The following is a 21,569-nucleotide window of genomic DNA, read 5'->3' as shown; positions in this document are numbered from 1 at the left end:
TTTTGACGGGGAGAGGGAACGTGTCCCACACGGCCGCCCAACAATAGCAGGGCGGCGCGGCTCGTTAGGCGGGTCATTCAGTCCAACGCCGGAACAGGGCACTGGCATTCACGCCTCCGAACCCAAAGCCGTTTGTGATTGCATAATTCATTTGCATCGGCTGGGACTTGTTCGCCACGAAATCGATCCCGTCGCCGGCGGGGTCGGGGGCATTCAGGTTCAAGGTTGGCGGTGCGACCTGGTCCCGGAGTGCCAGGATCGTGAAGATTGCTTCCAGCCCACCTGCAGCGCCGAGGAGGTGCCCGGTCGCGGACTTCGTGCCACTGACCGCTATCCCTGCTGTCGAACCGAACACTGTCTTGATCGCCTCGATTTCCCCTCGATCGCCGAGCGGGGTCGACGTGGCGTGAGCGTTGAGATGTTGGATCTCGTGCGCGGAAATACCCGCCTGCCTGATGGCAATTTGCATGGCCCTTGCCGCGCCGGATCCGTCTTCAGGACCGGAAGTCACGTGATAGGCATCCGCCGTTGTTCCGTAGCCTACCAGTTCCGCGAGCGGCTGCGCTCCACGAGCCAGAGCGTGGCTCAGAGACTCGATCACCAGGACGCCCGCTCCTTCACCCATTACGAAGCCGTCACGCATCATGTCGAAGGGCCGCGAGGCGAGGGCAGGGGTTTCATTGAATCCGCTGGAAAGCGCCCGGGCGGCGGCGAAGCCCCCGAGGCTTACGGTGTTGATACATGCTTCCGTGCCGCCGCAGACGGCAATGTCCGCCTCGTTCGCCCGGATCATCCGGGCCGCGTCGCCGATTGCCTGGACGCCGGCCGCACATGCTGTCACCGGAGCGCCGAGCGGCCCTTTGAGACCATGGCGGATGGATACCTGGCCGGCCGCGAGGTTGACCAGGAACGATGGAATGGTGAAGGGCGAAAGGCGTCTCGGCCCTTTCTGGTCCACGGTTCGAACCGCGTCCGTGATCGCCGGAAATCCTCCAATCCCCGACGCAATGATCGTTGCCGTTCTGAGGCGATCCTCTTCCGAAACAGGTTTCCACCGGGCTTGCGCAAGGGCTTCGTCTGCGGCCGCCAGCGCGAAGAGGATGAATCGGTCGACCTTGCGCTGATCTTTTGGCGGCAAGACGCTATCAGGATCGAAGCCAGCTTCGACACCCTCTTCCAGGGCGGGGACTACACCCCCAACCTTGGCGGGCAGATCGCCGACGACCTCGTCAGGAAGGCGACGGATGCCGGACTTGCCCGCCAACAGGCGACTCCAAGAGCTGCTGACGTTGGCACCGAGCGGACTGACCGCTCCCATTCCTGTTACGACGACACGACGCATGATGACTCCAGAAATAAAGAGCCGCGAACTCGCGGACTGCGGATGCTGAACCGGTTGAGGACTTGTCCTTCCGCCCGTTACTCGGCCGGCCCCGGGGCCGCGACACGTTTTGCTTCAGCCGCTGCTGCTTCAAGCAGACGGTCTGCCAGCTTCTCGTCCGTCACGATGCGTGACAGAGTGACCGCGCCGACCATGAGCGCGAGCATCGCCATGGCCTTGCGGGGCGCATCATCATCGTCACCGCTGGCCAGCATTAGTTCTTCGAGAACCTGCAGGTGGGCTTTGATTCCGTCCTGAAACGGCTTGCGGACGTCGACGCTCTGGCGAGACGCATCTGATCCAAGCGCCACCAGCGGGCAGCCGTCTCCGGTTTCCCCGCGATGTCCTGCCGAAAGATAAAGATCGATGACCCCTTGGAGCGGATCCAGACTCGAGGCAGCGACCGAGGACCATCTGCGCGTGGCGCTTTCCATCGCTCGCCGCGCCGCAAGCGCTGCCAGATCCTCCTTGGATTCGAACTGCTTATAGAAGCCGCCCTGGGTGAGACCGGCACCTTTCATCAAGTCCTTGAGACCGATGCCATCGAAGCCGCGCTCACGAAAGAGCCTGCTGGCGACGTTGATGACCGTCTCTCGGTTCGCTTCGGCCTGGGCGCGACTGACCCTCATGATCGTCTCCTTTAGATTTCTATTGACATCTATAATGCTTTTAGAGTTAGACTGCAATCTAAGAATTATACCGCCACCGTCAAGAAGGCCAGTGTCATGAAGCGAAAAGTCCTCCTCTCAACCGTGGCAGTGGCCGCCCTCGTCGGTGTCGCTGCTGCGATTTTATTGCTCCCGCCGACGAGAAAGGAAGCAGAAGCCGCGGATCCGCGCAGTCTGGCTCCGCTCGTCAGCGTGACGAAGGTCAGGACCCCAGACGCAGCAAGCCGAAGCTTCACCGGCACCATTGCTGCCCGGGTACAAAGCGATCTCGGCTTTCGAGTCCCCGGCAAGATCGTCGAACGGCTTGTCGGTCTTGGCGAAGAAGTCAAAGCCGGGCAGCCGCTGATGCGGGTTGACGACACCGATCTGCGTCTCGCTCTTTCAGCAAAGCGCAATGCCGTTGCTGCGGCCAAGGCAACATTCATCCAGGTGCAGGCCGACGAGCGGCGGTATGCTGCCCTCGTCAAGAACGGCCTGGCAGCTTCTCCGCAGAGATACGAACAGTCGAAGGCAGCGCTCGATACCGCGACTGCCCAACTCGCTGCGGCGGAAGCAGAGGCGAAGGTCGCAGAGAACGAGGCGGCTTATGCGGTTCTCGTGGCGGACGCCGATGGCACGATCGTTGAGACGTTGGGCGAGCCGGGGCAGGTGGTCGCGGCGGGCCAGCCGGTCATCCGCCTGGCGAAATCGGGACCTCGCGAAGCGCTCGTTTGGCTGCCTGAAAATCTCAGGCCTGAAATTGGTGCCGTGGCGCAGGCCGCCATCTATGGCCGGAGCACTGCGGAAAAGGCGGCACTCAGGCAGATCTCCGATGCCGCCGATCCTCAAACCCGTACCTATGAGACGCGCTGGGTATTGCAGGGTTCTGCGGCGTCCGCGCCCCTGGGAGCAACGGTCACGATCAGCCTGCAGAACGAAGCGGCACAGTCACATGCCGAGGTTCCGGTTGGCGCGCTTTTGGACGACGGCGCACGCACGGGTGTCTGGGTTTTGGATGAGCAGAGTTCGAGCGTTCATTTCCGGGAAGTGAAGGTCGAGCGGGTCGGCGAGGAAAAGGCCACAGTCTCAAACCTGTCGGCCGGGGAGGCGATCGTCGCTCTTGGAGCGCATCTGCTTCAGGATGGCGCAAGCGTACGCACCGGCGTGGAAAAAGCAGAGGCGGCAAACTGATGAGCTTCAATCTCTCCGCGCTCGCGGTTCGTGAGCGAGCCGTCACCCTGTTCTTCATGGTTCTGCTGGCCGCCGCCGGCGCCTATGCTTTTGTCCAGCTGGGCCGAGCCGAAGACCCGTCGTTCACCATCAAGACGCTGACCGTGACGTCCGTTTGGCCGGGCGCGACCGCGCGCGAAATGCAGGATCTCGTTGCCGAACCGCTCGAAAAGCGGATCCAGGAACTCACCTGGTACGACCGCGTGGAAACGACCACGCGGCCGGGTTACGCCTTCCTGACGGTCACGCTCAAGGACAACACTCCGGCTTCGGCAGTCGAGGGGGAATTCTACCAAGCGCGCAAGAAACTCGGCGATGAAGCTCGAAATCTTCCCCCCGGCGTCATTGGTCCTTTTGTCAACGACGAATATTCCGACGTCAGCTTCGCCCTTTATGCCTTGAAGGCAAAGGGCATGGCGATGCGCGACCTGGTGCGTCAGGCCGAGACGATACGCCAGGACATGCTTCACGTTCCGGGCGTGAAGAAGATCAATATTCTCGGTGAGCAGCCGGAACAGATCTTCGTAGAATTTTCCTACTCCAAGCTGGCAACTCTCGGGATCTCGGCGCAAGACATCGCTTCTGCCCTGCAACGGCGAAATACCGTGACCCCCGCAGGATCGATCGATACGCAAGGGCCCCAGGTCTTCATTCGGTTCGATGGCGCATACGACAGCGTCGAGTCGATTGCCGATACGCCGATCGTCGCCGCCGGCCGCATCCTCAAGCTGTCGGATTTTGCCGAGGTCCGCCGCGGATATCAGGATCCCGCCACCTATGTCATTCGCCACAACGGCGAGCCCGCCATCATGCTCGGGGTTGTGATGCAGCAGGGCTGGAACGGGCTGGAACTCGGCAAGGCGCTGGAAGAGCGATCTTCCAAAATTGCGGAAAGTCTGCCGCTTGGCATCACGCTTGCAAAGGTGAGCGACCAGGCGGTGAACATTCAGGAAGCCGTCGGCGAGTTCATGCTGAAGTTCGCCATGGCACTCGGCGTCGTCCTGTTCGTGAGCCTCGTCAGCCTCGGCTGGCGTGTTGGTATCGTCGTGGCACTTGCCGTTCCGCTGACGCTCGGCGTGGTCTTCCTGATCATGCTAGAAACCGGCCGATTCTTCGACCGCATCACACTTGGCGCTTTGATCCTCGCACTCGGTCTGCTCGTTGACGATGCAATCATCGCCATCGAGGTCATGGTCGTGAAGATGGAAGAAGGCATGGACCGCATCAAGGCGGCCGCTTATGCCTGGAGCCATACGGCAGCCCCGATGCTGTCCGGAACTCTTGTCACCATCATCGGGCTCATGCCGGTTGGCTTTGCCAGATCCACCGCCGGTGAATATGCAGGCAATATCTTCTGGATCGTCGGCTTCGCGCTGATCGTCTCATGGATCGTTGCCGTGATTTTTACACCCTATCTCGGCGTCAAGATGCTGCCTGCGATCAAGCCGGTGGAGGGCGGTCACCACGCCATATACAACACTCCGAACTACCGGCGGCTTCGCGGGCTTATCGAGTTCGCGGTCCGTCACAAGTTCCTGACCTGCGGTCTCGTCGGCGTCGTCATGGCCGTCTCAGTCGTCGGCATGGGATCCGTAAAGCAGCAGTTCTTTCCGACGTCGGATCGCCCCGAGGTTCTGGTGGAAGTGCGCATGCCGGAAGGAACCAGCATCGAGACGACGACGGCAACGGTCGAAAAACTGGAAGGCTGGCTGAAAGAGCAGACCGAAACGAAGATTGCGACCAGCTACGTCGGTCAGGGCGCACCGCGCTTCTTCTTCGCCATGGCGCCCGAATTGCCCGACCCGGCATTCGCCAAGATCGTCGTGCTGACACCCAATGCGCATGCGCGCGAAGCTTTGAAGCATCGCCTGCGTGCGGCAATCGCCAGCGGGCTCGCTCCGGAAGCTTATGTGCGGGTAACACAGCTCGTATTCGGCCCTTATACGCCGTTCCCGGTCGAGTTCCGCATCATGGGACCGGATCCGGACGAATTGTACAAGATCTCCGAACAAGCCCTCGCTCTCATGAAGACTGTGCCCGACGTTCGCCAGGCGAACCGGGACTGGGGTAACCGCACGCCTGTACTGCGCTTTGTTCCCGATCAGGACCGACTCAACCTTATTGGCCTTTCTCCGGCAGAGGCTGCCCAACAGATGCAGTTGCTGCTGAGCGGCGTGCCGATCACACAGGTGCGCGAAAACATCCGTAACGTCCCCGTGGTCGCGCGGAGCGCCGGCGAAAACAGGCTCGATCCTTCGAGGCTGGCGGACTTTTCGCTGATGAGCAGGAATGGCCGACCGGTCCCGCTCGACCAGATCGGCCACTCGGAAATCCGCTTCGAAGAGCCGATAATGAAGCGCCGTGACCGTACCCCGGTCATCACCATCCGCTCGGACATCAATGAGGCGACGCAGCCGCCGGAAGTATCGCAACAGGTTCTGAAGGCGCTTCAGCCGCTGATTGCCTCTTTGCCTGTGGGCTACCGCATCGAAATGGGTGGCAACATCGAAGAGTCGCTGAAAGCGAACGTGGCACTCTTTCAGATTTTCCCGGCCATGATTGCCGCCATGCTGATCGTCATCATCCTTCAGGTTCGCAGCCTGTCGACCATGACAATGGTGATGCTGACGGGGCCGCTCGGGCTCGCCGGCGTGGTTCCGGTCTTGCTCATCTTCAACCAGCCCTTCGGCTTCAACGCTATCCTCGGGCTGATTGGTTTGGCGGGCATCCTCATGCGCAATACCCTGATCCTGACGGAACAGATCAAGGAAAACCAGGCGTCTGGTCTGGATGACTACCATGCGGTCATCGAGGCGACCGTGCAGAGAACGAGACCCGTCATCCTGACCGCGTTGGCTGCCGTGCTCGCCTTCATCCCGCTGACGCATTCGGTCTTCTGGGGATCGATGGCCTATACGCTGATCGGCGGCACCGCCGTTGGAACGGTTATGATCCTGCTGTTCCTGCCAGCGCTTTACGCGACTTGGTTCCGGATCAAGCCGCCTAAGGGGAAGTCGCATCAGCAGTCGGAGGAGAAGGCTCCAAAGCTAAAACTGGCGATGGCGGCGGAGTGACCCTCATGTCCAGTCTATGCACTCGCCTGGCCGACCCTGGCATGCAGGAAAAAGACAGCGGCTCAACATCGATGGTCCGGGACGCCGACCGGGCATCCCGTGGACATAGGCCGGACGCTCAAGCGCTCGGGGTGTATTCCGGAGATTCGGATGGTGCGGTTTTGGCGCGGTGGCGCAAGCGGATCCTGGATGTCGCGGAAGAACACATTCGCCGTATCGGTCATCGCAAGACAACAGTTGCTGACATAGCGTCCGACCTGGGTGTAAGCCGAGCGAACGTCTATCGCTTCTTTCCCACGAGGGCTGCAATCGATCAGGGTGTCTGCGCTCGGATCGCCAACCGGACCCTCGACGTCGCGCGGGAGGTCTCGCAAAAGAGCGCTCCGGCAGGCATCAAGCTTGCCGAGATGTTTGCCGCTCTTCATCGATATACTCAGTTGCAACTGACGGAAGAACGGCACACTCACGAGCTTTTCGTCGCCGCCACCGACGGCAAGTGGGAGGTCACGAAGTGGTACTTCGATGAAATGACGAGAATATTCGAAGCGACCATTCGTGAGGGCTTCGAAGCCAGCGAACTTAAGATCGATGATGCGGGCAATGCTGCCCGATGCGCCATGGCAGCGATCATATCTTTCGTTCATCCAAGCCTTGTAGAGCAACGGATTGGCGGTGGTGACGATGTAAAGGCTGAACTCGAAGCTCAGACCCGGTTCATAATGTTGGCTCTAGCCCAGGTGCCGGGATGACGAGTGCTTCGGGGGCCAGAGCCTGACAGGGATTCGCTTGGGTCGGTCATTGCTGGGTCAGCCTCGCTGATTTGACGCTTGTTTACCCTCGACTTGCCCAGGGTTTGCTGCGGCTTCGTGTGGCTCCATGAACGAGGGGCACTCCATGGGAGTGTCTGCGCACCACCAGCGCGCTGTTGGCGCGGATGCTCAACATTTTTGACCCTCCTCGTTTGATAGCTCTTGATTTTTTATATTACGAATGACATCTAAAAGAAAGATAGATGTTCATGGGCATCTATACGAGTCGATGCCACCGCCACGTCAGCAGCCTGACGCCAGCGGTCAAACCGAAGCAAATCGAACAAAGGAGGCCGCTGTGCCCGAACAGAAAGTAATAGTGATAACAGGGGCGTCCTCAGGGATTGGCGAGGCCACAGCCCGCCTCCTCGCGCAGAACGGCTACCGGGTGTTCGGCGGCGCGCGCGATCCCAGGCGGGCCAAATCGATTTCGGGCGTAAAGTTCGGGACTCTGGATGTAACTGATGATGCATCGGTTGCGAATTTTGTGGACTGGGTCCTGTCCGAGGCTGGAAAGATCGACGTGCTGATCAACAATGCCGGGATCTCCCTGGTAGGACCCGTTGAGAACACGTCGATAGCTGAAGCAACGAAGGTTTTTGATGTCAACGTCTTCGGCCCGCTTCGCATGATCCGCGCCGTCCTGCCGTCGATGCGGAGTGCACGCAGCGGGCTGATCATAAACATCAGCTCCGTTCTGGGCTTCCTCCCGGCCCCGTTCATGGGCATCTATGCGAGCAGCAAGCACGCTCTTGAGGGCATGTCCGAATCTCTTGACCATGAGATCCGAGACTTCAACGTCCGGGTTATCCTTATGGAACCGACGTTCACGAAGACTAATCTCGATGTGAACGCTGCGAATACGGAAGCGCCCTTAGGAGTCTACGCCGATCAGGCCGACGCGACAATAAAGACTGTTCTGGCTCAGATTAAATCGGCACCAGCACCGACGCTGGTTGCGGAAAAGATCCTCGTCGCCCTGAAAAGCCCATACAAATTGCGTCAGCCCGTTGGAGGTCAAGCGACTCTCCTCAGCCGTCTGCGCAGGTTTGTGCCAGCAAGGGGGTTCGACGGGAGTCTGCGAAAGACGTTCGGCTTCCGTAAGACTTAATCCTCCTCGCCGACGTGGCGAAGCAGCAGAGCATCCGCATCCGAGGTGATCGCTCCGCCGTCGAAACCAGCGACCACTTTGTGGCCGTCGAAGCCTTCGAATTCGAGCTGTGCGGAGATACAGTGTGTTTGCATCGGACCTCCGCAACGAACCCGGTAAGCCTTTGTAGCAAAAGCAGTTTCCCAGAATCGCGAGCCCGATGCACCTCTTATTTTGAGAGATTCAGGCTAGTCCCTTCGCCCCGCGAGCGGGGAGAAGGTGCCGGCAGGCGGATGAGGGGCAATATTTTCAAGGACGGGGCGAACGGTCAGCCGCCGGTTACGCTCATGTGGCGGGCTACGGCCGGGCGGTTGTGCTCGCGGTCGATGATGAAATCATGGCCCTTCGGCTTGCGGCCGATCGCGTTGTCGATCACCAGGGAGAGATAGGTATCGTCATCGGTGGCGCGCAGTGCGGCGCGCAGGTCGGCGGCATCGTTCTGGCCGAGGCACATGTAGAGCGTGCCGGTACAAGTGAGACGGACGCGGTTGCAGCTCTCACAGAAATTGTGCGTCATCGGCGTGATGAGGCCTAGGCGGCCCCCGGTTTCCACCACCTCGACGTAACGGGCCGGGCCCCCGGTACGGTAGGGGATATCCTTAAGCGTGAATTCTCTCTCGAGCCGCTCGCGCATCTCCGAGAGCGGCAGGTAGTGATCGGTGCGGTCCTCGTCGATCTCGCCCATCGGCATCGTCTCGATCAATGTCAGGTCCATGCCGCGGCCATGCGCCCAGCGCATCAGCGCGGGGATTTCGGCATCGTTGAAGTCCTTGAGCGCCACCGCATTGATCTTGACCTTCAGTCCGGCCGCCTGCGCCGCGTCGATCCCCTCAATGACCTTCGACAATTCGCCCCAGCGTGTGATCTCGCGGAACTTGTCTGGATTGAGCGTATCGAGCGACACGTTGATGCGGCGCACGCCGCAGTCGGCCAGCTCCGCGGCGTATTTCGCAAGCTGCGAGCCGTTGGTCGTCAAGGTGAGCTCGTCGAGACGGCCCGCTTCGATCTCCTTGCCGAGTTCGCGCACCAGGAACATGATGTTCTTGCGCACCAGCGGTTCGCCGCCGGTCAGCCGCAGCTTGCGGACCCCCTTGGCAATGAAGGCGGAACAGAGCCGCTGCAGCTCTTCCAGCGTCAGAAGATCCTTCTTCGGCAGGAAGGTCATGTGCTCCGCCATGCAATAGGTGCAGCGGAAATCGCAACGGTCGGTGACCGAGACGCGCAAATAGGTGACCATGCGACCGAAGGGGTCGATCATCGGCGCGGTCATTCTGTCGAGCGGTCGTGCGCTGGTCTGGTCTATTGCAGCCGTGTTCAAGTCTGTTCTCCCTGCGCTCCCAATGTCGTGACCGAAAGAGGTCGCGTCAAGGCGCATACTGTCGCAAACTGTTTCAAATATCGGGAAAGACTCCCTCGGGAGATTTTCGCCGGGTCAATTCTGCTTTACTCAGCGGTGACGAGAAACGGAGCGACGACGATGAGTGAATTCTGGCCGACCGAACTGCGCGTGTCGAAGGATCGCCACCGGCTGACCGTGACCTTCGACGATGGCGCTTCCTTCGATCTTTCGGCGGAACTGTTGCGCGTGCTTTCTCCATCGGCGGAAGTGCAGGGCCATGGACCGGGCCAGCGGGTGACCGTGCCGGGCAAGCGCAATGTGCAGATCATCTCGGTGCAGCCGACGGGCAATTATGCGGTCCGCATCGGCTTCGACGATTTCCACGACACAGGCATCTACACCTGGACCTATCTGCGCGAACTCGGCGAGAAGGGCGGCGAGCTCTTCGGTGCCTATGAGCAGGAGCTTGCCGACAAAGGCATGTCGCGCGACAAGTCCGAGAAGCCGCGCTGATCAGCCTTGGCTTTCGCGATCGGGAAGTTCGACGTCCTCCTTGAGCAAGGTCGAGATGATCCGCTCCATCGATTCCGCGACCTTCATGCAATCCTCGATCGGAGAGCCGGCGTGGGAGCTTTCGATCAGCGCCGTCTGGATTTCCATCGCTTCTTCGGTGAGTGCCCGGCCAGCCGCGGTCAGTGACAGCCGCAGCACCCGCTTGTCCTTGGCATCGCCACGGCGCTCGATCAGGCCGCGCTTTTCGAGCTGCGGCAGCAGCATGCTCATATTGGAGCGGCCGACGAGCAACTTGCGGGCAAGCTCCTGTTGGGTGATTCCGTCAAAACGGTAGAGGTTGATCACGATATCCAGGTGCGGCGGCTTGATGTCCAAATGGGCCATCCGGCGCGTCAACGTTTGTTGCATCAGCTGGCAGGCGCGTGCGACGGCGATCCAGCTTCTAAAACGCGGATGCTCCCAGGGGAAATGGTGATCTTTGGGGGACGCTTGATTTTTGTTCATCGTTGTACAATTATGTTCATGCTTGAACATTTAAGGCAAGTTTCACTATGGCATCCTTTGCGACCAAGGTCATCCGTCTCTCGCTCAAAGCCGTATCCACGGTCTCTCCCGAGGCCGCCGGCAGAATGGCTTTTCAGATATTCTGCCGCACACCAAGCCGCAAGCCGAAGAATGGCAAGGAGAAGGCGGTTCTCCGTTCAGCGACCCCGATCATCGCGCAATCGCGCAAAGTCACCCTTTCCTTTGCCGGCGGGTGGGTCGTCGCCCGGCATTTTCCACCACGCGCTGGCGCAAGCGGACCGCGGGTTCTGCTCGCACATGGATGGGGATCGCGGAGCGATTATCTCGCGACAATGATCGATGGGCTGCTTGCGTCCGGCGCCGAAGTCGTGGCGCTCGACTGGCCGGGGCATGGCGCCTCGCCGGGTCGATCGCTCACCATGCCGCAGGCGGTGAGGTCAATCGATGCCGCCTGGCGCCACTTCGACGGTTTCGATGCCGGCATTGGCCATTCCTTCGGTGGAGCCAGCCTGGCCTGCGCGGCCGGAGGCGTGCTTTGCGATCTGCCTGCACGCGTACCAGCCAAGCTGGTGCTCATTGGCGCGCCGAGTGAAATGGCCTGGCTCTTCAAAGGTTTCGGCAAGATCATGCGTCTTGTGCCGGCTGCTCAGGCGGCTTTCGAAGGCATGGTCGAGCGCTTGTCCGGCCGTCGTATCGATGGCTTTGACGCAGCGCGCCTTCTGGGCGCGCTGCGAAAGCCAGTCCTCGTCGTCCATGCGGAGGACGACAAGGAGGTCTCCGCCGATCATGCACGCCGATATGGTGCGATCGGGTCGAACGTGGAACTCCATTGGGCGAACGGCCTCGGCCACCGGCGCATCATTTCCGCGCCTGCGGTCATCGAGAAGGTCGTCTCCTTCCTTGGTGAAGCCGAAGAAAGGGCTTCGCTCAGGAAGATCGCATGATGCCGTCATCGGGGCGTCATGCTATTCCTCCAAATCGAGCTTGCGGGAATTGCGCATCGCAATATGAGCGGATCGCGGGTCGGAGGATGAAATGGCGATCATCGGCACGATCGAGGAACTGAAGGCACTCTACGGCCAAGCGGGCGAAACGTCGATCGTCAAGGTTACGGACGCGCTGACGGTCGAATACCGTCGGATGATCGAGGCCTCGCCCTTCGCGGCTTTGGCGACCGTCGGACCGGAGGGGCTGGATTGCTCACCGCGCGGCGACGATCTCTCGGTCGTCCGGGTCGCCGATGACAAGACCGTGCTGCTACCCGATTGGCGGGGCAACAACCGCATCGACTCGCTCGCCAATATCATCCGCGATCCGCGCGTGGCGCTGCTGTTCCTCGTTCCCGGATCGAATACGACGATGCGCATCAACGGGACGGCGGTCGTCAGTGCCGATCCCGCTTTGATCGGCTCCTTCGAGGTCGACGGCAAGCATCCACGCACCGTTGTCGTCATCACGATCAACGAGGTCTATTTCCAGTGCGCCAGGGCCTTGTTGCGCTCGCAGCTCTGGAACCCGGAGCGTTTTGCCGAACCGGCGTCGCTGCCGTCCCCCGGGGCGCTCTTGAAGGCGGCCAAAGCCGATTTCGACAAGGATGCCTATGACCGGGAATGGCCCGGCCGCGCAGCAAAAACGATGTGGTAGCAACCGATTTGGCACAGACGATGACGTTTCAATGAAACGATGAATTGATTTAGCGCCGGTAGATCAGCCAGTTCCGCCCCGAGTCCTTCCGCATGCCGTCCTCGAAGAGGATCGTCCTGTTGCGCCCGGAATTCTTCGCTGCATAAAGCGCGATATCGGCCTTGTGATAGAGATCGAGCGGATCGTCCGCCGCCGTTGCCATGCACACACCAACGGAGAGGGTGATCGGGCCGTAGTTGACCCCCGTCTTGGAGTTCTTGAACGGCGTGCTCGCCAGAACGCTGCGGATGCGGTCGGCGGCCTGCAGGCATTCCTCCTGGGTGCTGTCGCTCAGCACGACGGCAAACTCCTCGCCGCCGGTGCGGGCGACGAAGGCATCCCGCCGGAGATTGGCGCGAATGACGGTTCCGACGGTCGAGAGGATCTTGTCCCCGACCGGATGGCCGAATGTGTCATTGACCTTCTTGAAATGGTCGATGTCAACGACGAGCAGGCCGGTATAGTTGCGCAATTGCTCATTGTTGTAGACCGCAGCGAGCGTCTCGTCGAAGGCACGGCGATTGCTGAGGCGCGTCAGGGAATCGGTGTTGGCAATGCGCTTGTATTCGTCGAGTTCCTGGCGGATCGCTTCCATCTCGACGGATTTCTGAACGACCGTCTGCACGCGCTCCTTGCCCTGGTTCATCGTGTCGGCAGTCGCCTCGCACAGGATGTCGATCGCGTGGCGGAGAAGGTCGGCGCTCGCCGCGCTCTTGTTGGTGATGTTCAGGTAGGCTTCGTCGAGGACCTTGTTGTAGCTCTCGAGCGCGTATTGTTCGTCCCGCATGAGGGTGACGAGTTCGGCCAGCTTTGCCGCCAGCGTGCTGTGGGCGCGCTCGATCCCGCGCGAATGGTGGATATGGCTGAAATAGCGCGCGCCGATGGCGTCTAGTTCTTCCTGGGTCGCGCGGCTCCCGAGCGCCGCGAGTTCCTTCGACAGTTGCGGGTTCGAGCCAAGATAGGCCTCGTAATAAAGCTCGTAATTGCGCGGTATCGGCGCAACGCCCATCATACGCATCGCATGGGTAATTTGCGCAGCGATATCGGGCGTCGGCGTCTTGTTCGAAGTTGCCGTCTGCATATGCCAAGCCTTTTAAATTAATTGTCTCTAATGTCTGCTATTTTTTAGGGGCAAAAGCTTTGTGAAGTCTTAACGATTGCTTGGGCGCATCGATGCAATTCGAATGAATATTCGCGCAGAGAGGCCATGTCGGTGCTGGTGTGGACCTCAGCGAAAGCGCAGGTCGGCAAGGAGAGGCCGCGGCGCCCGCAGGGCCGCGGCCTCGGATCGATCAGGCGGGGCTGATCATTGTCTCCGGGCGTACGACCGCGTCGAACTCCTCGTTCGTCACATAGCCGCCGCCCACGGCCTCTTCGCGCAAGGTCGTGCCGTTCTTGTGCGCGGTCTTGGCGATCTTGGCGGCATTGTCGTAGCCGATCTTCGGCGCCAGCGCCGTGACGAGCATCAGCGAGCGGTCGAGCGCCGCCTTGATGTTGTCTTCGCGTGCCTCGATGCCGACGACGCAATTGTCGGTAAAGGAAACCGCCGCATCGGCGAGAAGCTGGACCGACTGGAGGAAGTTGTAGGCCATCAGCGGGTTGAAGACGTTGAGCTCGAAGTGGCCCTGGCTGCCGGCGAAGGTGAGGGAGGCGTGGTTGCCGAACACCTGGGCGCAGACCTGGGTCAGCGCTTCGCACTGGGTCGGGTTGACCTTGCCGGGCATGATCGAGGAGCCCGGTTCGTTCTCCGGCAGTGACAATTCGCCGAGGCCGGAACGGGGGCCCGAGCCGAGGAAACGGATATCGTTGGCGATCTTGAAGAGGGCGGCGGCCGTCGCGTTGATCGCGCCGTGGCTGAACACCATGGAATCATGCGCGGCGAGGGCCTCGAACTTGTTCGGCGCCGAGGTGAATGCGATGCCGGTGATTGCGGCGATTTCCTCCGCCACTTTCTCGGCGAAGCCGACGGGAGCATTGAGGCCGGTGCCGACGGCGGTGCCGCCCTGGGCGAGTTCGCAGAGGCCGGGCAGGGTCATCTCGATGCGCTTGATCGACGAGGCGACCTGAGCCGCATAGCCGGAGAACTCCTGGCCGAGCGTCAACGGCGTCGCATCCTGCGTGTGGGTGCGGCCGATCTTGATGATGTGGTCGAAAGCCTTGACCTTCTCTTCAAGCGCCTTGTGCAGATGCTTGAGCGCGGGTAGCAGATCGTGGATCACCCGCTCGGCGCAGGCGATGTGCATGGCCGTGGGGAACGTGTCGTTCGATGACTGGCTCATGTTGACGTGGTCGTTCGGATGCACGGGCTTCTTCGATCCCATGACGCCGCCGAGCAGCTCGATCGCACGATTGGAAATGACCTCGTTGGCATTCATGTTCGACTGCGTGCCAGAGCCGGTCTGCCAGACGACAAGCGGGAAGTGGTCGTTGAGCTTGCCGTCGATCACTTCCTGCGCCGCGTTGACGATGGCGTCGCCGATCTTCGGATCAAGGCGGTCGAGCGCCATATTGGCGCGGGCGGCTGCCTGCTTGACGATGCCGAGCGCCCGGACGATCGCCAGCGGCTGCTTTTCCCAGCCGATCTTGAAGTTGCCGAGCGAGCGTTGGGCCTGGGCACCCCAGTAGCGGTCGTTCGCCACTTCGATGGGGCCGAACGTATCTGTTTCCGTGCGCGTCGATGTCATCGTGATACCTGCCTTCGTGATGCGCTTCATCAAGCCGAGGCGAAGATGCCGGTGTCGCCGGTTGTCCTCCCCGGTGCCGGGCATCTCTCTGCCCCGGCAATGCCGGCTTGTAAAGGGCTGCAGGGGCCCGCGCAGAGCTACAATCGTTTGAATATTGCTGCGATGCGGCAATTCTGAGCGGTGAACGGAAGCGTGACCTTTCTGTCACAGACTGGCGACTTCCTTTGTGGCGCCTCAGGAAACACCGTCGCGCAATCAGTTGGTGCAAAATAGATGCAAATCAGAGGCTTGCAGAGCTCAGCCTGGCGTGAAGGCGAGCGGTTTCAGGGCAGATGATCGGATTCCGATTGCGGTCGTTTCCTTTTCATTCACCATCCTTTTCTATAAGTCTTCGGGCACGAGGGCGTGGCGAGAATCTGGCAGCGGCCGAATTCGGCGGTAACGCGATACGGGGACGTTTATTCTTATGAAAATTATCAAATCGGTAGCGATTGTGGCGCTGATGGGCGGCTGTGCGATTGCAACCATAGATGTGCGGCCGGCCTCAGCACTTACGCTGATGGATTTCATCCGCGGCGGCAGGAAGCGCACGCCGGAGCAAGCTTACCCGGCCCAGCCCGGCTACGACATGATGGCGCCGCAGCGCCTTGAAGACAGATCCGCGGTAAAGCCGCCACGCGTTTCCAGTCCGCGCTACTACACGTACAAGCCCGAACAGCTGCGCAAGATCGCCACCGATCGGCTGCTTGATCCCGTCGTTACGGGTTCGGTTCGCAGTTACGGCTTTCCGCCGATGCTGCGCATTCCCCTTTCGGATGCCCGCCAGTTCCTGCCGCAAGTCGATGTGCTGGCGCCGGCCGATGTCGCGAAGGCGGTCGAGGCGTTTTACGCTGGCCGGAGCGATTTCGTCTGGATCGATGGCAATGGCGTCAATGCAAAGGCCAAATCTGCGCTCGCCGTTCTTGGCGATGCCGCAAAGGTCGGGCTCGACCCGAAGGATTACGCAGTCGCCGTTCCGGCCGACACCTTCGATCGCGCCGACATGGTCGCGCGGGAAAAGGACCTTGTCCGCTTCGAGATCGCCATGTCCGCCGCGGTCCTCACCTATGTTCAGGACACGGTGCGGGGGCGCATCGACCCGAACAAGATCTCCGGCTACCACGACTTCAAGCGCAAGAGCGTCGACCTTGTCTCCTTCCTCGACAAAGCTGCGACAAGTGCCGATGCCGCAGCGCTGATCGAAGAGCGGAACCCGAAGAGCCCGCAGTTCCTCGCGCTCAAGCAGGAGCTCGAAAGGCTTCGAGCCGAAACGGACGCCGCACCGCGCGTCGAAATCGCGCCGGGAACGCTATTGAAGCCAGGCGACAACAATCCGGAGCTTGCCAATATCGTTGCCGGGATAAAGCTGAAAGCCTCCGAGGCGCTGAAAACCGAGCACGCCGTCGTGTTGGCCGGCTATCAGGGGACACCCGAGTACACGCCCGAACTGGTTTCTCTTGTCGAAGCCTTCCAGAAGGAGCACGGGCTGAAGGCAGATGGGGTCGTCGGCCAGGCCTCGATCCGCGTATTGACCGGCGGCGACACGACCGCCAGCAAGATCAGCAAGATCGAGATCGCGATGGAGCAGGCCCGCTGGCTGCCGAACGATCTCGGCAATCGCTACGTCTTCATCAACCAGCCTGCCTTCATGGCCTACTATACCGACCAGGGCGCGGAGCAGTTCTCCATGCGGGTGGTGGTCGGGTCGAAGGCGAACCAGACCTATTTCTTCCACGACGAGATCCAGACCGTCGAGGTCAATCCCTATTGGGGCGTGCCCCAGTCGATCATCGTCAACGAGATGCTGCCGAAGCTGCGCAGCGATCCAAGCTATCTCGACCGCATGGGATACCAGGTCGAGGTCGGCGGCCGGGTCGTGCCGTCTTATGCGGTAGATTGGTACGGATCTACGAACTCGATCGCCGTGCGCCAGCCGCCGAGCAGCGACAATGCGCTAGGAGAGCTGAAAATTCTCTTCCCGAATTCGCATGCGATCTACATGCACGACACGCCGTCGAAGAGCTTCTTCAAGCGCGACCAGCGGGCGCTCAGCCACGGATGCGTCCGTCTCGCCGAGCCGCGACGCATGGCGGCGGCCGTCCTCGGCATCAGCATGGACGAGGTCGGCAAGGAGATCGCCCAGGGGCACAACAGGGCGCTGCCGGTGCCGCAGAAGGTGCCGGTCTATGTTTCCTACTTCACGGCCTGGCCGAACAAGGACGGCAAGGTGGAGTATTTCAACGACGTCTACGAGCGCGACATGTACATGAACCGCGCGTTGGAGGCGACCCGGAAGGCGCGGCAGCAAGCCGAGGGCTGACGAAGCGCCCGAGGCGTAAGTCCAGTGAGATGGAAGGCCCTGCGAATGGTGGGGCCTTTGCGCTTTGTGTCACGCGGGCAAAGCATGCAGCCGAGAACCTCTCCAGGAAGCAGCCACTGCGACGCGGCCGCTTCGAAGCCGTTAGGCATCTCGAGCAAGCAGATGCGGGTGCTTTACTTCTTTTCCCGCTTGAGAACCGTCCTGACGAGCTCCGGGGTCAATTCATCGAAATGCTGGATGATCCGATCGGGCGAGAGGCTCTCGATCGGCACATCGGAGTAGCCGAACGGTACGGCGATCGATGGAACGGAGGCGTTGCGGGCGACCAGTATGTCGTTGAGGCTGTCGCCGACCATCACCGCGTGTTCCGCCACGGCGCCAGCATTGGCAACCGTCGAGAGGAGGTGCTCGGCATTCGGTTTGCGGACGGAAAACGTGTCGCCGCCGGAAATGGCCGCAAAGCGATCGATGAGACCGAGCCCGTCGAGGAGGCGCTTCGCCAGCATTTCAGGCTTGTTGGTGCAGACGGCGAGTCGCAGGCCGGCGTCCTGCAGGCGGTCGAGCGCCGAGACCAGCCCGGGATAGGGCAACGATCCACCCGGCATCGAGCCGTGGTAGAAGTCCACGAACGCCTTCATCTGCCAGGTCAGTTCCTCCTCGCTCAGCGCCTTGCCGCGCAGCGCGAAGGTTCGCTCGATCATGGCGCGGGCGCCGTGGCCCACGAGGTGGGTGAGGTCGGCATAGGTGACGGGCTCGATACCAGCCTGGGTGACCGCATGGTTGAGGCTGGCGACGAGGTCGGGCGCGGTGTCGACGAGGGTACCGTCGAGATCGAAGACGACAAGGGGCTGAGACACTGGCAACCTCGTTCTGCGGGGGCTTGTCCGTTCGGGTAGGCGAAGTCCGCAGAAAATGCAATGGCGACCTCGCTCCGCAGTATTGCCGGAATCCGGCGCGCGTCGCGCATTTTGGCTTTTGTTTGCGGTGAGGGGCGTGTAAGTGTCTCAGCGGAAATTGGGCGGGAGCCGGTGATTGCCCGCTCGCCGGCCGGATAGTGACAAGGGAGCAAGTGGCGCATGGACGCCCGCCAGATGAAGATCAAGGCCGCCCAAGCGGCGCTTGATTATGTCGACAGTGGAATGCGGCTGGGTATCGGCACCGGGTCGACTGCCGAGGAATTCGTCCGGCTGCTGGCTGAAAAGGTAGCCTCCGGCTTTCAAATCCAGGGCGTACCGACCTCCGAGCGGACGGCAAGGCTTTGCCTTGAACTCGGCGTGCCGCTGAGATCGCTCGATGAATTGCCCGAGCTTAATTTGACCATCGACGGTGCCGATGAAGTCGACGACAAACTTCGCCTGATCAAGGGCGGCGGCGGCGCGCTGCTGCGCGAAAAGATCGTTGCAAGCGCCTCGGAGCGGATGATCGTCATTGCCGATGAAACGAAGGTCGTCGACGTTCTCGGAGCCTTCAAGTTGCCGATCGAAGTGAACACGTTCGGTCAGGCGACGACGCGGCTGGCGATCGAGAAGGTTGCCGCGCGTCTCGGCCTGGCGGGCGACATCGGCCTGCGCGCCTCAGGTGACGGACCCTTCATGACCGATGGCGGACACCTCATTCTGGATGCATCTTTTGGCCGTATTCCTGATGCAGAGGCGCTTGCGGCCGGGTTGAATGCCATTCCGGGGGTTGTCGAGCATGGGCTGTTCATCGGCATGGCATCGCTGGCGATCATCGCCGGTCCGGAGGGTGCGCGCACGCTCACTGCAAGCTGAGGCCTGATCGGGCCGATTCGCGCCGCGGTCATGGCGCAAAAGAGGATTCCGCACATGAATGCCTGGCGGCGGCTATTGGCCGGGCGAAATGTGCCAACACAGGAGCATTGATAAAAATGAACAAAATCGGAAGTTTTGCCCGCGCATTCGCTACTGCGGCCGTCCTCCTTTCGGTTTCGGTGCCGGCGGTCAAGGCACAGGACGTGACGGAAGACCAGGTCAAGGCGGGGCGCGCAACCATTGCGGCGCTCGGCGTCACCAACAGCTTCGACAACATTCTGCCGAACCTTGCCGAACGGCTGAAGAACTCGCTCATCCAGGCCTCGCCAAACCATCAGGAACTGATCTCCGCAACGGTTGACGAGAAGGCGCTGGGCCTGGCAGCGCGCCGCTCGGATCTGGAGCGCGAGGCGGCGACGATCTATGCAAAGACTTTCACGGTCGAGGAACTCAACGCGATCACCGCTTTCTATAGCTCGGCGGCTGGCAAGAAGCTCCTGAACGACGGTCCGATTGCCTCGCGCGAACTGCTGAAGGCGGCCGACATCTGGGCCGCCGGCGTTTCGCGTGACCTCGCCCAAGAGGCTACCAAGTCCCTCGATGAAAAGATCGGCAGCGCCCCCGCTGCCAATGCTGCAACGGAAGCCCCCGCGCAGCAGTAAGCGCGCGGCGAGTTCTCTGTCACGATTGGTCAGGCCCGGAGCGATCCGGGCTTTTCTTTTTTTGCATCGCAATACTATATCAGGGGCGAAAGGCGGCGAGCCTGACGTTCCGACCTGCGGCCTCGATTTCGATATCCATTGCTTTCCAGGAGTTCCCCATGAGCGCTTTCGACTATGACCTCTTCGTGATCGGCGGCGGCTCGGGCGGCGTGAGAAGCGGGCGGCTGGCGGCAGCACTCGGCAAGAAGGTGGCGATCGCCGAGGAATTTCGCTACGGCGGTACCTGCGTGATCCGCGGTTGCGTGCCGAAGAAACTCTATGTCTATGCCTCGCAATATTCGGAACATTTCGAAGATGCGGCGGGCTTCGGCTGGAGTGTCGGCGAAAGCCATTTCGACTGGAAGAAGCTCGTCGCGGCCAAGGAGCAGGAGATCACGCGGCTCGAGGGCCTTTACAAAAAGGGGCTTGCAAGCGCCGGTGCGGAGATCCTGAACACGCGGGCCGAGCTCGTCGGGCCCAATGAGGTGCGGCTGCTTGCCAGCGGTAACACGGTGACGGCGGAGCGGATCCTGATTGCCGTTGGCGGCCACCCCAGCCCGCACGACGCACTGCCGGGACATGAGCTCTGCATCACCTCCAACGAAGCGTTCGACCTTTCGGAGCTTCCGAAATCGATTCTGATCGCCGGCGGCGGATATATCGCCGTGGAGTTCGCCAATGTCTTCCACGGCCTCGGCGTCGAAACGACGCTGATCTATCGCGGCAAGGAGATTCTCTCCCGCTTCGACCAGGACCTGAGGCGCGGCCTGCATGCGGCGATGGAGGAAAAGGGCATCCGCATCCTCTGCGAGGATATCATCCAGTCGGTATCGGCTGGCGCCGCCGACGGCCGGCGGATAGCGAGAACCATGAAGCACGGCGAAATCGCCGTCGACCAGGTGATGCTCGCGCTTGGCCGCGTGCCGAACACCAAGGGCCTGGGGCTGGAGACTGCCGGCGTCAAGACCGACGAGCGCGGCGCCATCGTCGTCGACGCCTTTTCACGCACGAGTGCGCCCGGTATCTACGCGCTCGGCGACGTGACGGACCGCGTGCAACTGACCCCCGTGGCGATCCACGAGGCGATGTGCTTCATCGAGACGGAATACAGGAACAATCCGACTTCGCCGGATCATGACCTGATTGCCACGGCCGTCTTCTCTCAGCCGGAGATCGGCACGGTTGGCATGAGCGAGGAGGAGGCCGTGCGGACATATGACGAGCTCGAAGTCTACCGCACCGAATTCCGACCGATGAAGGCGACCCTTTCGGGACGCAAGGAAAAGATGATCATGAAACTCCTCGTCAATGCCGCGGACCGCAGGGTGGTGGGCGCCCACATCCTCGGCCACGACGCCGGCGAAATGGCGCAACTGCTCGGGATTTCGCTGAAGGCAGGATGCACCAAGGACGACTTCGACCGTACCATGGCGGTGCACCCGACGGCGGCGGAGGAACTGGTGACCATGTATCAACCGACCTACCGTGTGAGAAAGGGCGAACGGGTCGCCTGAGCCGCGGTTCCGCTTTGCCTGAAAGCAACCGCTGCGGCCTATGTTTTCTGGTAGAATGGCTTTGCAAGGCCCTTGTTAACGTTTATAAGCCCGCATCCGCGACGTGACCGGCTCGCGCGGCTCTGGCGGCTTGGACCGGCCAGATTGCCGGTTAGAACAAACTCAGATCCGAATGCCGGGCGGCCTGG

At 61.1% G+C, this 21,569-nt stretch carries 19 protein-coding genes; 11 read left to right on the top strand and 8 right to left on the bottom strand.

Annotation, left to right across the window (positions count from 1 at the left end):
• Nucleotides 1-73: 73 nt before the first annotated feature.
• Nucleotides 74-1,342, bottom strand: coding sequence for a beta-ketoacyl-ACP synthase II (gene fabF / locus RHIBR816_RS0128280; RefSeq protein ID WP_026187526.1), 1,269 nt, complete (start codon nucleotides 1,340-1,342; stop codon nucleotides 74-76).
• A 77-nt stretch (nucleotides 1,343-1,419) separates the two neighbouring features.
• Nucleotides 1,420-2,010, bottom strand: coding sequence for a TetR/AcrR family transcriptional regulator (locus RHIBR816_RS0128275; RefSeq protein ID WP_018239947.1), 591 nt, complete (start codon nucleotides 2,008-2,010; stop codon nucleotides 1,420-1,422).
• Nucleotides 2,011-2,106: 96 nt separating this feature from the next.
• Between RHIBR816_RS0128275 and RHIBR816_RS0128270 the strand changes: the two genes are divergently transcribed.
• The 4 genes from RHIBR816_RS0128270 (at nucleotide 2,107) to RHIBR816_RS0128255 (ending at nucleotide 8,252) form a co-directional block, all read left to right on the top strand.
• Nucleotides 2,107-3,219 (top strand): efflux RND transporter periplasmic adaptor subunit, encoded by a 1,113-nt coding sequence (locus tag RHIBR816_RS0128270; RefSeq protein ID WP_026187525.1) that lies wholly within the window; start codon nucleotides 2,107-2,109, stop codon nucleotides 3,217-3,219.
• A complete protein-coding gene (locus RHIBR816_RS0128265) occupies nucleotides 3,219-6,332 on the top strand; it encodes an efflux RND transporter permease subunit (protein ID WP_018239945.1) in 3,114 nt (1,037 codons plus the stop codon). The genes RHIBR816_RS0128270 and RHIBR816_RS0128265 overlap by 1 nt, the downstream gene beginning before the upstream one ends.
• A gap of 41 nt (nucleotides 6,333-6,373) precedes the next feature.
• The gene (locus RHIBR816_RS0128260) at nucleotides 6,374-7,081 is read left to right on the top strand and encodes a TetR/AcrR family transcriptional regulator (RefSeq protein WP_245262670.1); all 708 of its coding nucleotides are present in this window, start codon (nucleotides 6,374-6,376) and stop codon (nucleotides 7,079-7,081) included.
• A gap of 358 nt (nucleotides 7,082-7,439) precedes the next feature.
• Nucleotides 7,440-8,252 carry an oxidoreductase gene (locus RHIBR816_RS0128255; RefSeq protein ID WP_018239943.1) on the top strand — a complete coding sequence of 271 codons (813 nt, stop codon included), beginning with the start codon at nucleotides 7,440-7,442 and terminating at the stop codon, nucleotides 8,250-8,252.
• Here the strand turns inward: RHIBR816_RS0128255 and RHIBR816_RS37670 are convergent.
• A complete protein-coding gene (locus RHIBR816_RS37670) occupies nucleotides 8,249-8,386 on the bottom strand; it encodes a hypothetical protein (RefSeq protein WP_018239942.1) in 138 nt (45 codons plus the stop codon). The two genes, RHIBR816_RS0128255 and RHIBR816_RS37670, sit on opposite strands and share 4 nt — an antisense overlap.
• Before the next feature lie 173 nt (nucleotides 8,387-8,559).
• Nucleotides 8,560-9,609, bottom strand: coding sequence for a GTP 3',8-cyclase MoaA (gene moaA, locus RHIBR816_RS0128245; RefSeq protein ID WP_026187523.1), 1,050 nt, complete (start codon nucleotides 9,607-9,609; stop codon nucleotides 8,560-8,562).
• A 159-nt stretch (nucleotides 9,610-9,768) separates the two neighbouring features.
• Here moaA and RHIBR816_RS0128240 point away from each other — a divergent pair, with 159 nt between their 5' ends.
• Complete coding sequence (locus tag RHIBR816_RS0128240) at nucleotides 9,769-10,143, top strand: gamma-butyrobetaine hydroxylase-like domain-containing protein (RefSeq protein ID WP_018239940.1); 375 nt, start codon at nucleotides 9,769-9,771, stop codon at nucleotides 10,141-10,143.
• Here RHIBR816_RS0128240 and RHIBR816_RS0128235 read toward each other — a convergent pair whose 3' ends face one another.
• Nucleotides 10,144-10,647 carry a MarR family winged helix-turn-helix transcriptional regulator gene (locus tag RHIBR816_RS0128235; RefSeq protein ID WP_026187522.1) on the bottom strand — a complete coding sequence of 168 codons (504 nt, stop codon included), beginning with the start codon at nucleotides 10,645-10,647 and terminating at the stop codon, nucleotides 10,144-10,146. It abuts the gene before it with no gap.
• A gap of 47 nt (nucleotides 10,648-10,694) precedes the next feature.
• On the opposite strand from RHIBR816_RS0128235, the gene RHIBR816_RS34640 reads away from it, so the two are divergent.
• Nucleotides 10,695-11,612, top strand: coding sequence for an alpha/beta fold hydrolase (locus tag RHIBR816_RS34640; protein WP_018239938.1), 918 nt, complete (start codon nucleotides 10,695-10,697; stop codon nucleotides 11,610-11,612).
• A 91-nt stretch (nucleotides 11,613-11,703) separates the two neighbouring features.
• Nucleotides 11,704-12,312, top strand: coding sequence for a pyridoxamine 5'-phosphate oxidase family protein (locus tag RHIBR816_RS0128225; protein ID WP_018239937.1), 609 nt, complete (start codon nucleotides 11,704-11,706; stop codon nucleotides 12,310-12,312).
• Nucleotides 12,313-12,361: 49 nt separating this feature from the next.
• On the opposite strand, the gene RHIBR816_RS0128220 is transcribed toward RHIBR816_RS0128225, so the two are convergent.
• Together RHIBR816_RS0128220 and fumC are read right to left on the bottom strand one after the other, a co-directional pair.
• Nucleotides 12,362-13,432 carry a GGDEF domain-containing protein gene (locus tag RHIBR816_RS0128220; protein WP_018239936.1) on the bottom strand — a complete coding sequence of 357 codons (1,071 nt, stop codon included), beginning with the start codon at nucleotides 13,430-13,432 and terminating at the stop codon, nucleotides 12,362-12,364.
• Between the two features lie 211 nt (nucleotides 13,433-13,643).
• Nucleotides 13,644-15,035, bottom strand: coding sequence for a class II fumarate hydratase (gene fumC, locus RHIBR816_RS0128210; RefSeq protein ID WP_026187521.1), 1,392 nt, complete (start codon nucleotides 15,033-15,035; stop codon nucleotides 13,644-13,646).
• A 466-nt stretch (nucleotides 15,036-15,501) separates the two neighbouring features.
• Here fumC and RHIBR816_RS0128205 point away from each other — a divergent pair, with 466 nt between their 5' ends.
• Nucleotides 15,502-17,394: a murein L,D-transpeptidase gene (locus RHIBR816_RS0128205; RefSeq protein ID WP_026187520.1), complete on the top strand. Its 1,893-nt coding sequence runs from the start codon at nucleotides 15,502-15,504 to the stop codon at nucleotides 17,392-17,394.
• Between the two features lie 173 nt (nucleotides 17,395-17,567).
• On the opposite strand, the gene RHIBR816_RS0128200 is transcribed toward RHIBR816_RS0128205, so the two are convergent.
• Nucleotides 17,568-18,251: an HAD family hydrolase gene (locus tag RHIBR816_RS0128200; RefSeq protein WP_018239932.1), complete on the bottom strand. Its 684-nt coding sequence runs from the start codon at nucleotides 18,249-18,251 to the stop codon at nucleotides 17,568-17,570.
• A gap of 219 nt (nucleotides 18,252-18,470) precedes the next feature.
• Between RHIBR816_RS0128200 and rpiA the strand changes: the two genes are divergently transcribed.
• The 3 genes from rpiA (at nucleotide 18,471) to gor (ending at nucleotide 21,381) form a co-directional block, all read left to right on the top strand.
• A complete protein-coding gene (rpiA, locus tag RHIBR816_RS0128195) occupies nucleotides 18,471-19,166 on the top strand; it encodes a ribose-5-phosphate isomerase RpiA (RefSeq protein ID WP_018239931.1) in 696 nt (231 codons plus the stop codon).
• A 116-nt stretch (nucleotides 19,167-19,282) separates the two neighbouring features.
• On the top strand, nucleotides 19,283-19,828 hold the full coding sequence (locus tag RHIBR816_RS0128190; RefSeq protein ID WP_018239930.1) for a DUF2059 domain-containing protein: 546 nt from the start codon (nucleotides 19,283-19,285) through the stop codon (nucleotides 19,826-19,828).
• A gap of 158 nt (nucleotides 19,829-19,986) precedes the next feature.
• Complete coding sequence (gor, locus tag RHIBR816_RS0128180) at nucleotides 19,987-21,381, top strand: glutathione-disulfide reductase (RefSeq protein WP_018239929.1); 1,395 nt, start codon at nucleotides 19,987-19,989, stop codon at nucleotides 21,379-21,381.
• Nucleotides 21,382-21,569 lie beyond the last annotated feature (188 nt).

It is taken from the genome of Ensifer sp. BR816 (genome assembly GCF_000378985.1).
In the GTDB taxonomy this organism is placed as follows: domain Bacteria; phylum Pseudomonadota; class Alphaproteobacteria; order Rhizobiales; family Rhizobiaceae; genus Sinorhizobium.
This window is presented reverse-complemented; position numbering and strand designations above follow the sequence as displayed.

What these genes read in the sequence shown, in the direction of transcription:
- fabF (WP_026187526.1), bottom strand. Translation starts at nt 1,342, where the DNA reads ATGCGTCGTGTCGTCGTAACAGGAATGGGAGCGGTCAGTCCGCTCGGT.
- RHIBR816_RS0128275 (WP_018239947.1), bottom strand. Translation starts at nt 2,010, where the DNA reads ATGAGGGTCAGTCGCGCCCAGGCCGAAGCGAACCGAGAGACGGTCATC.
- RHIBR816_RS0128270 (WP_026187525.1), top strand. Translation starts at nt 2,107, where the DNA reads ATGAAGCGAAAAGTCCTCCTCTCAACCGTGGCAGTGGCCGCCCTCGTC.
- RHIBR816_RS0128265 (WP_018239945.1), top strand. Translation starts at nt 3,219, where the DNA reads ATGAGCTTCAATCTCTCCGCGCTCGCGGTTCGTGAGCGAGCCGTCACC.
- RHIBR816_RS0128260 (WP_245262670.1), top strand. Translation starts at nt 6,374, where the DNA reads ATGCAGGAAAAAGACAGCGGCTCAACATCGATGGTCCGGGACGCCGAC.
- RHIBR816_RS37670 (WP_018239942.1), bottom strand. Translation starts at nt 8,386, where the DNA reads ATGCAAACACACTGTATCTCCGCACAGCTCGAATTCGAAGGCTTCGAC.
- RHIBR816_RS0128240 (WP_018239940.1), top strand. Translation starts at nt 9,769, where the DNA reads ATGAGTGAATTCTGGCCGACCGAACTGCGCGTGTCGAAGGATCGCCAC.
- RHIBR816_RS0128235 (WP_026187522.1), bottom strand. Translation starts at nt 10,647, where the DNA reads ATGAACAAAAATCAAGCGTCCCCCAAAGATCACCATTTCCCCTGGGAG.
- RHIBR816_RS34640 (WP_018239938.1), top strand. Translation starts at nt 10,695, where the DNA reads ATGGCATCCTTTGCGACCAAGGTCATCCGTCTCTCGCTCAAAGCCGTA.
- RHIBR816_RS0128225 (WP_018239937.1), top strand. Translation starts at nt 11,704, where the DNA reads ATGGCGATCATCGGCACGATCGAGGAACTGAAGGCACTCTACGGCCAA.
- RHIBR816_RS0128220 (WP_018239936.1), bottom strand. Translation starts at nt 13,432, where the DNA reads ATGCAGACGGCAACTTCGAACAAGACGCCGACGCCCGATATCGCTGCG.
- fumC (WP_026187521.1), bottom strand. Translation starts at nt 15,035, where the DNA reads ATGACATCGACGCGCACGGAAACAGATACGTTCGGCCCCATCGAAGTG.
- RHIBR816_RS0128205 (WP_026187520.1), top strand. Translation starts at nt 15,502, where the DNA reads ATGAAAATTATCAAATCGGTAGCGATTGTGGCGCTGATGGGCGGCTGT.
- rpiA (WP_018239931.1), top strand. Translation starts at nt 18,471, where the DNA reads ATGGACGCCCGCCAGATGAAGATCAAGGCCGCCCAAGCGGCGCTTGAT.
- RHIBR816_RS0128190 (WP_018239930.1), top strand. Translation starts at nt 19,283, where the DNA reads ATGAACAAAATCGGAAGTTTTGCCCGCGCATTCGCTACTGCGGCCGTC.
- gor (WP_018239929.1), top strand. Translation starts at nt 19,987, where the DNA reads ATGAGCGCTTTCGACTATGACCTCTTCGTGATCGGCGGCGGCTCGGGC.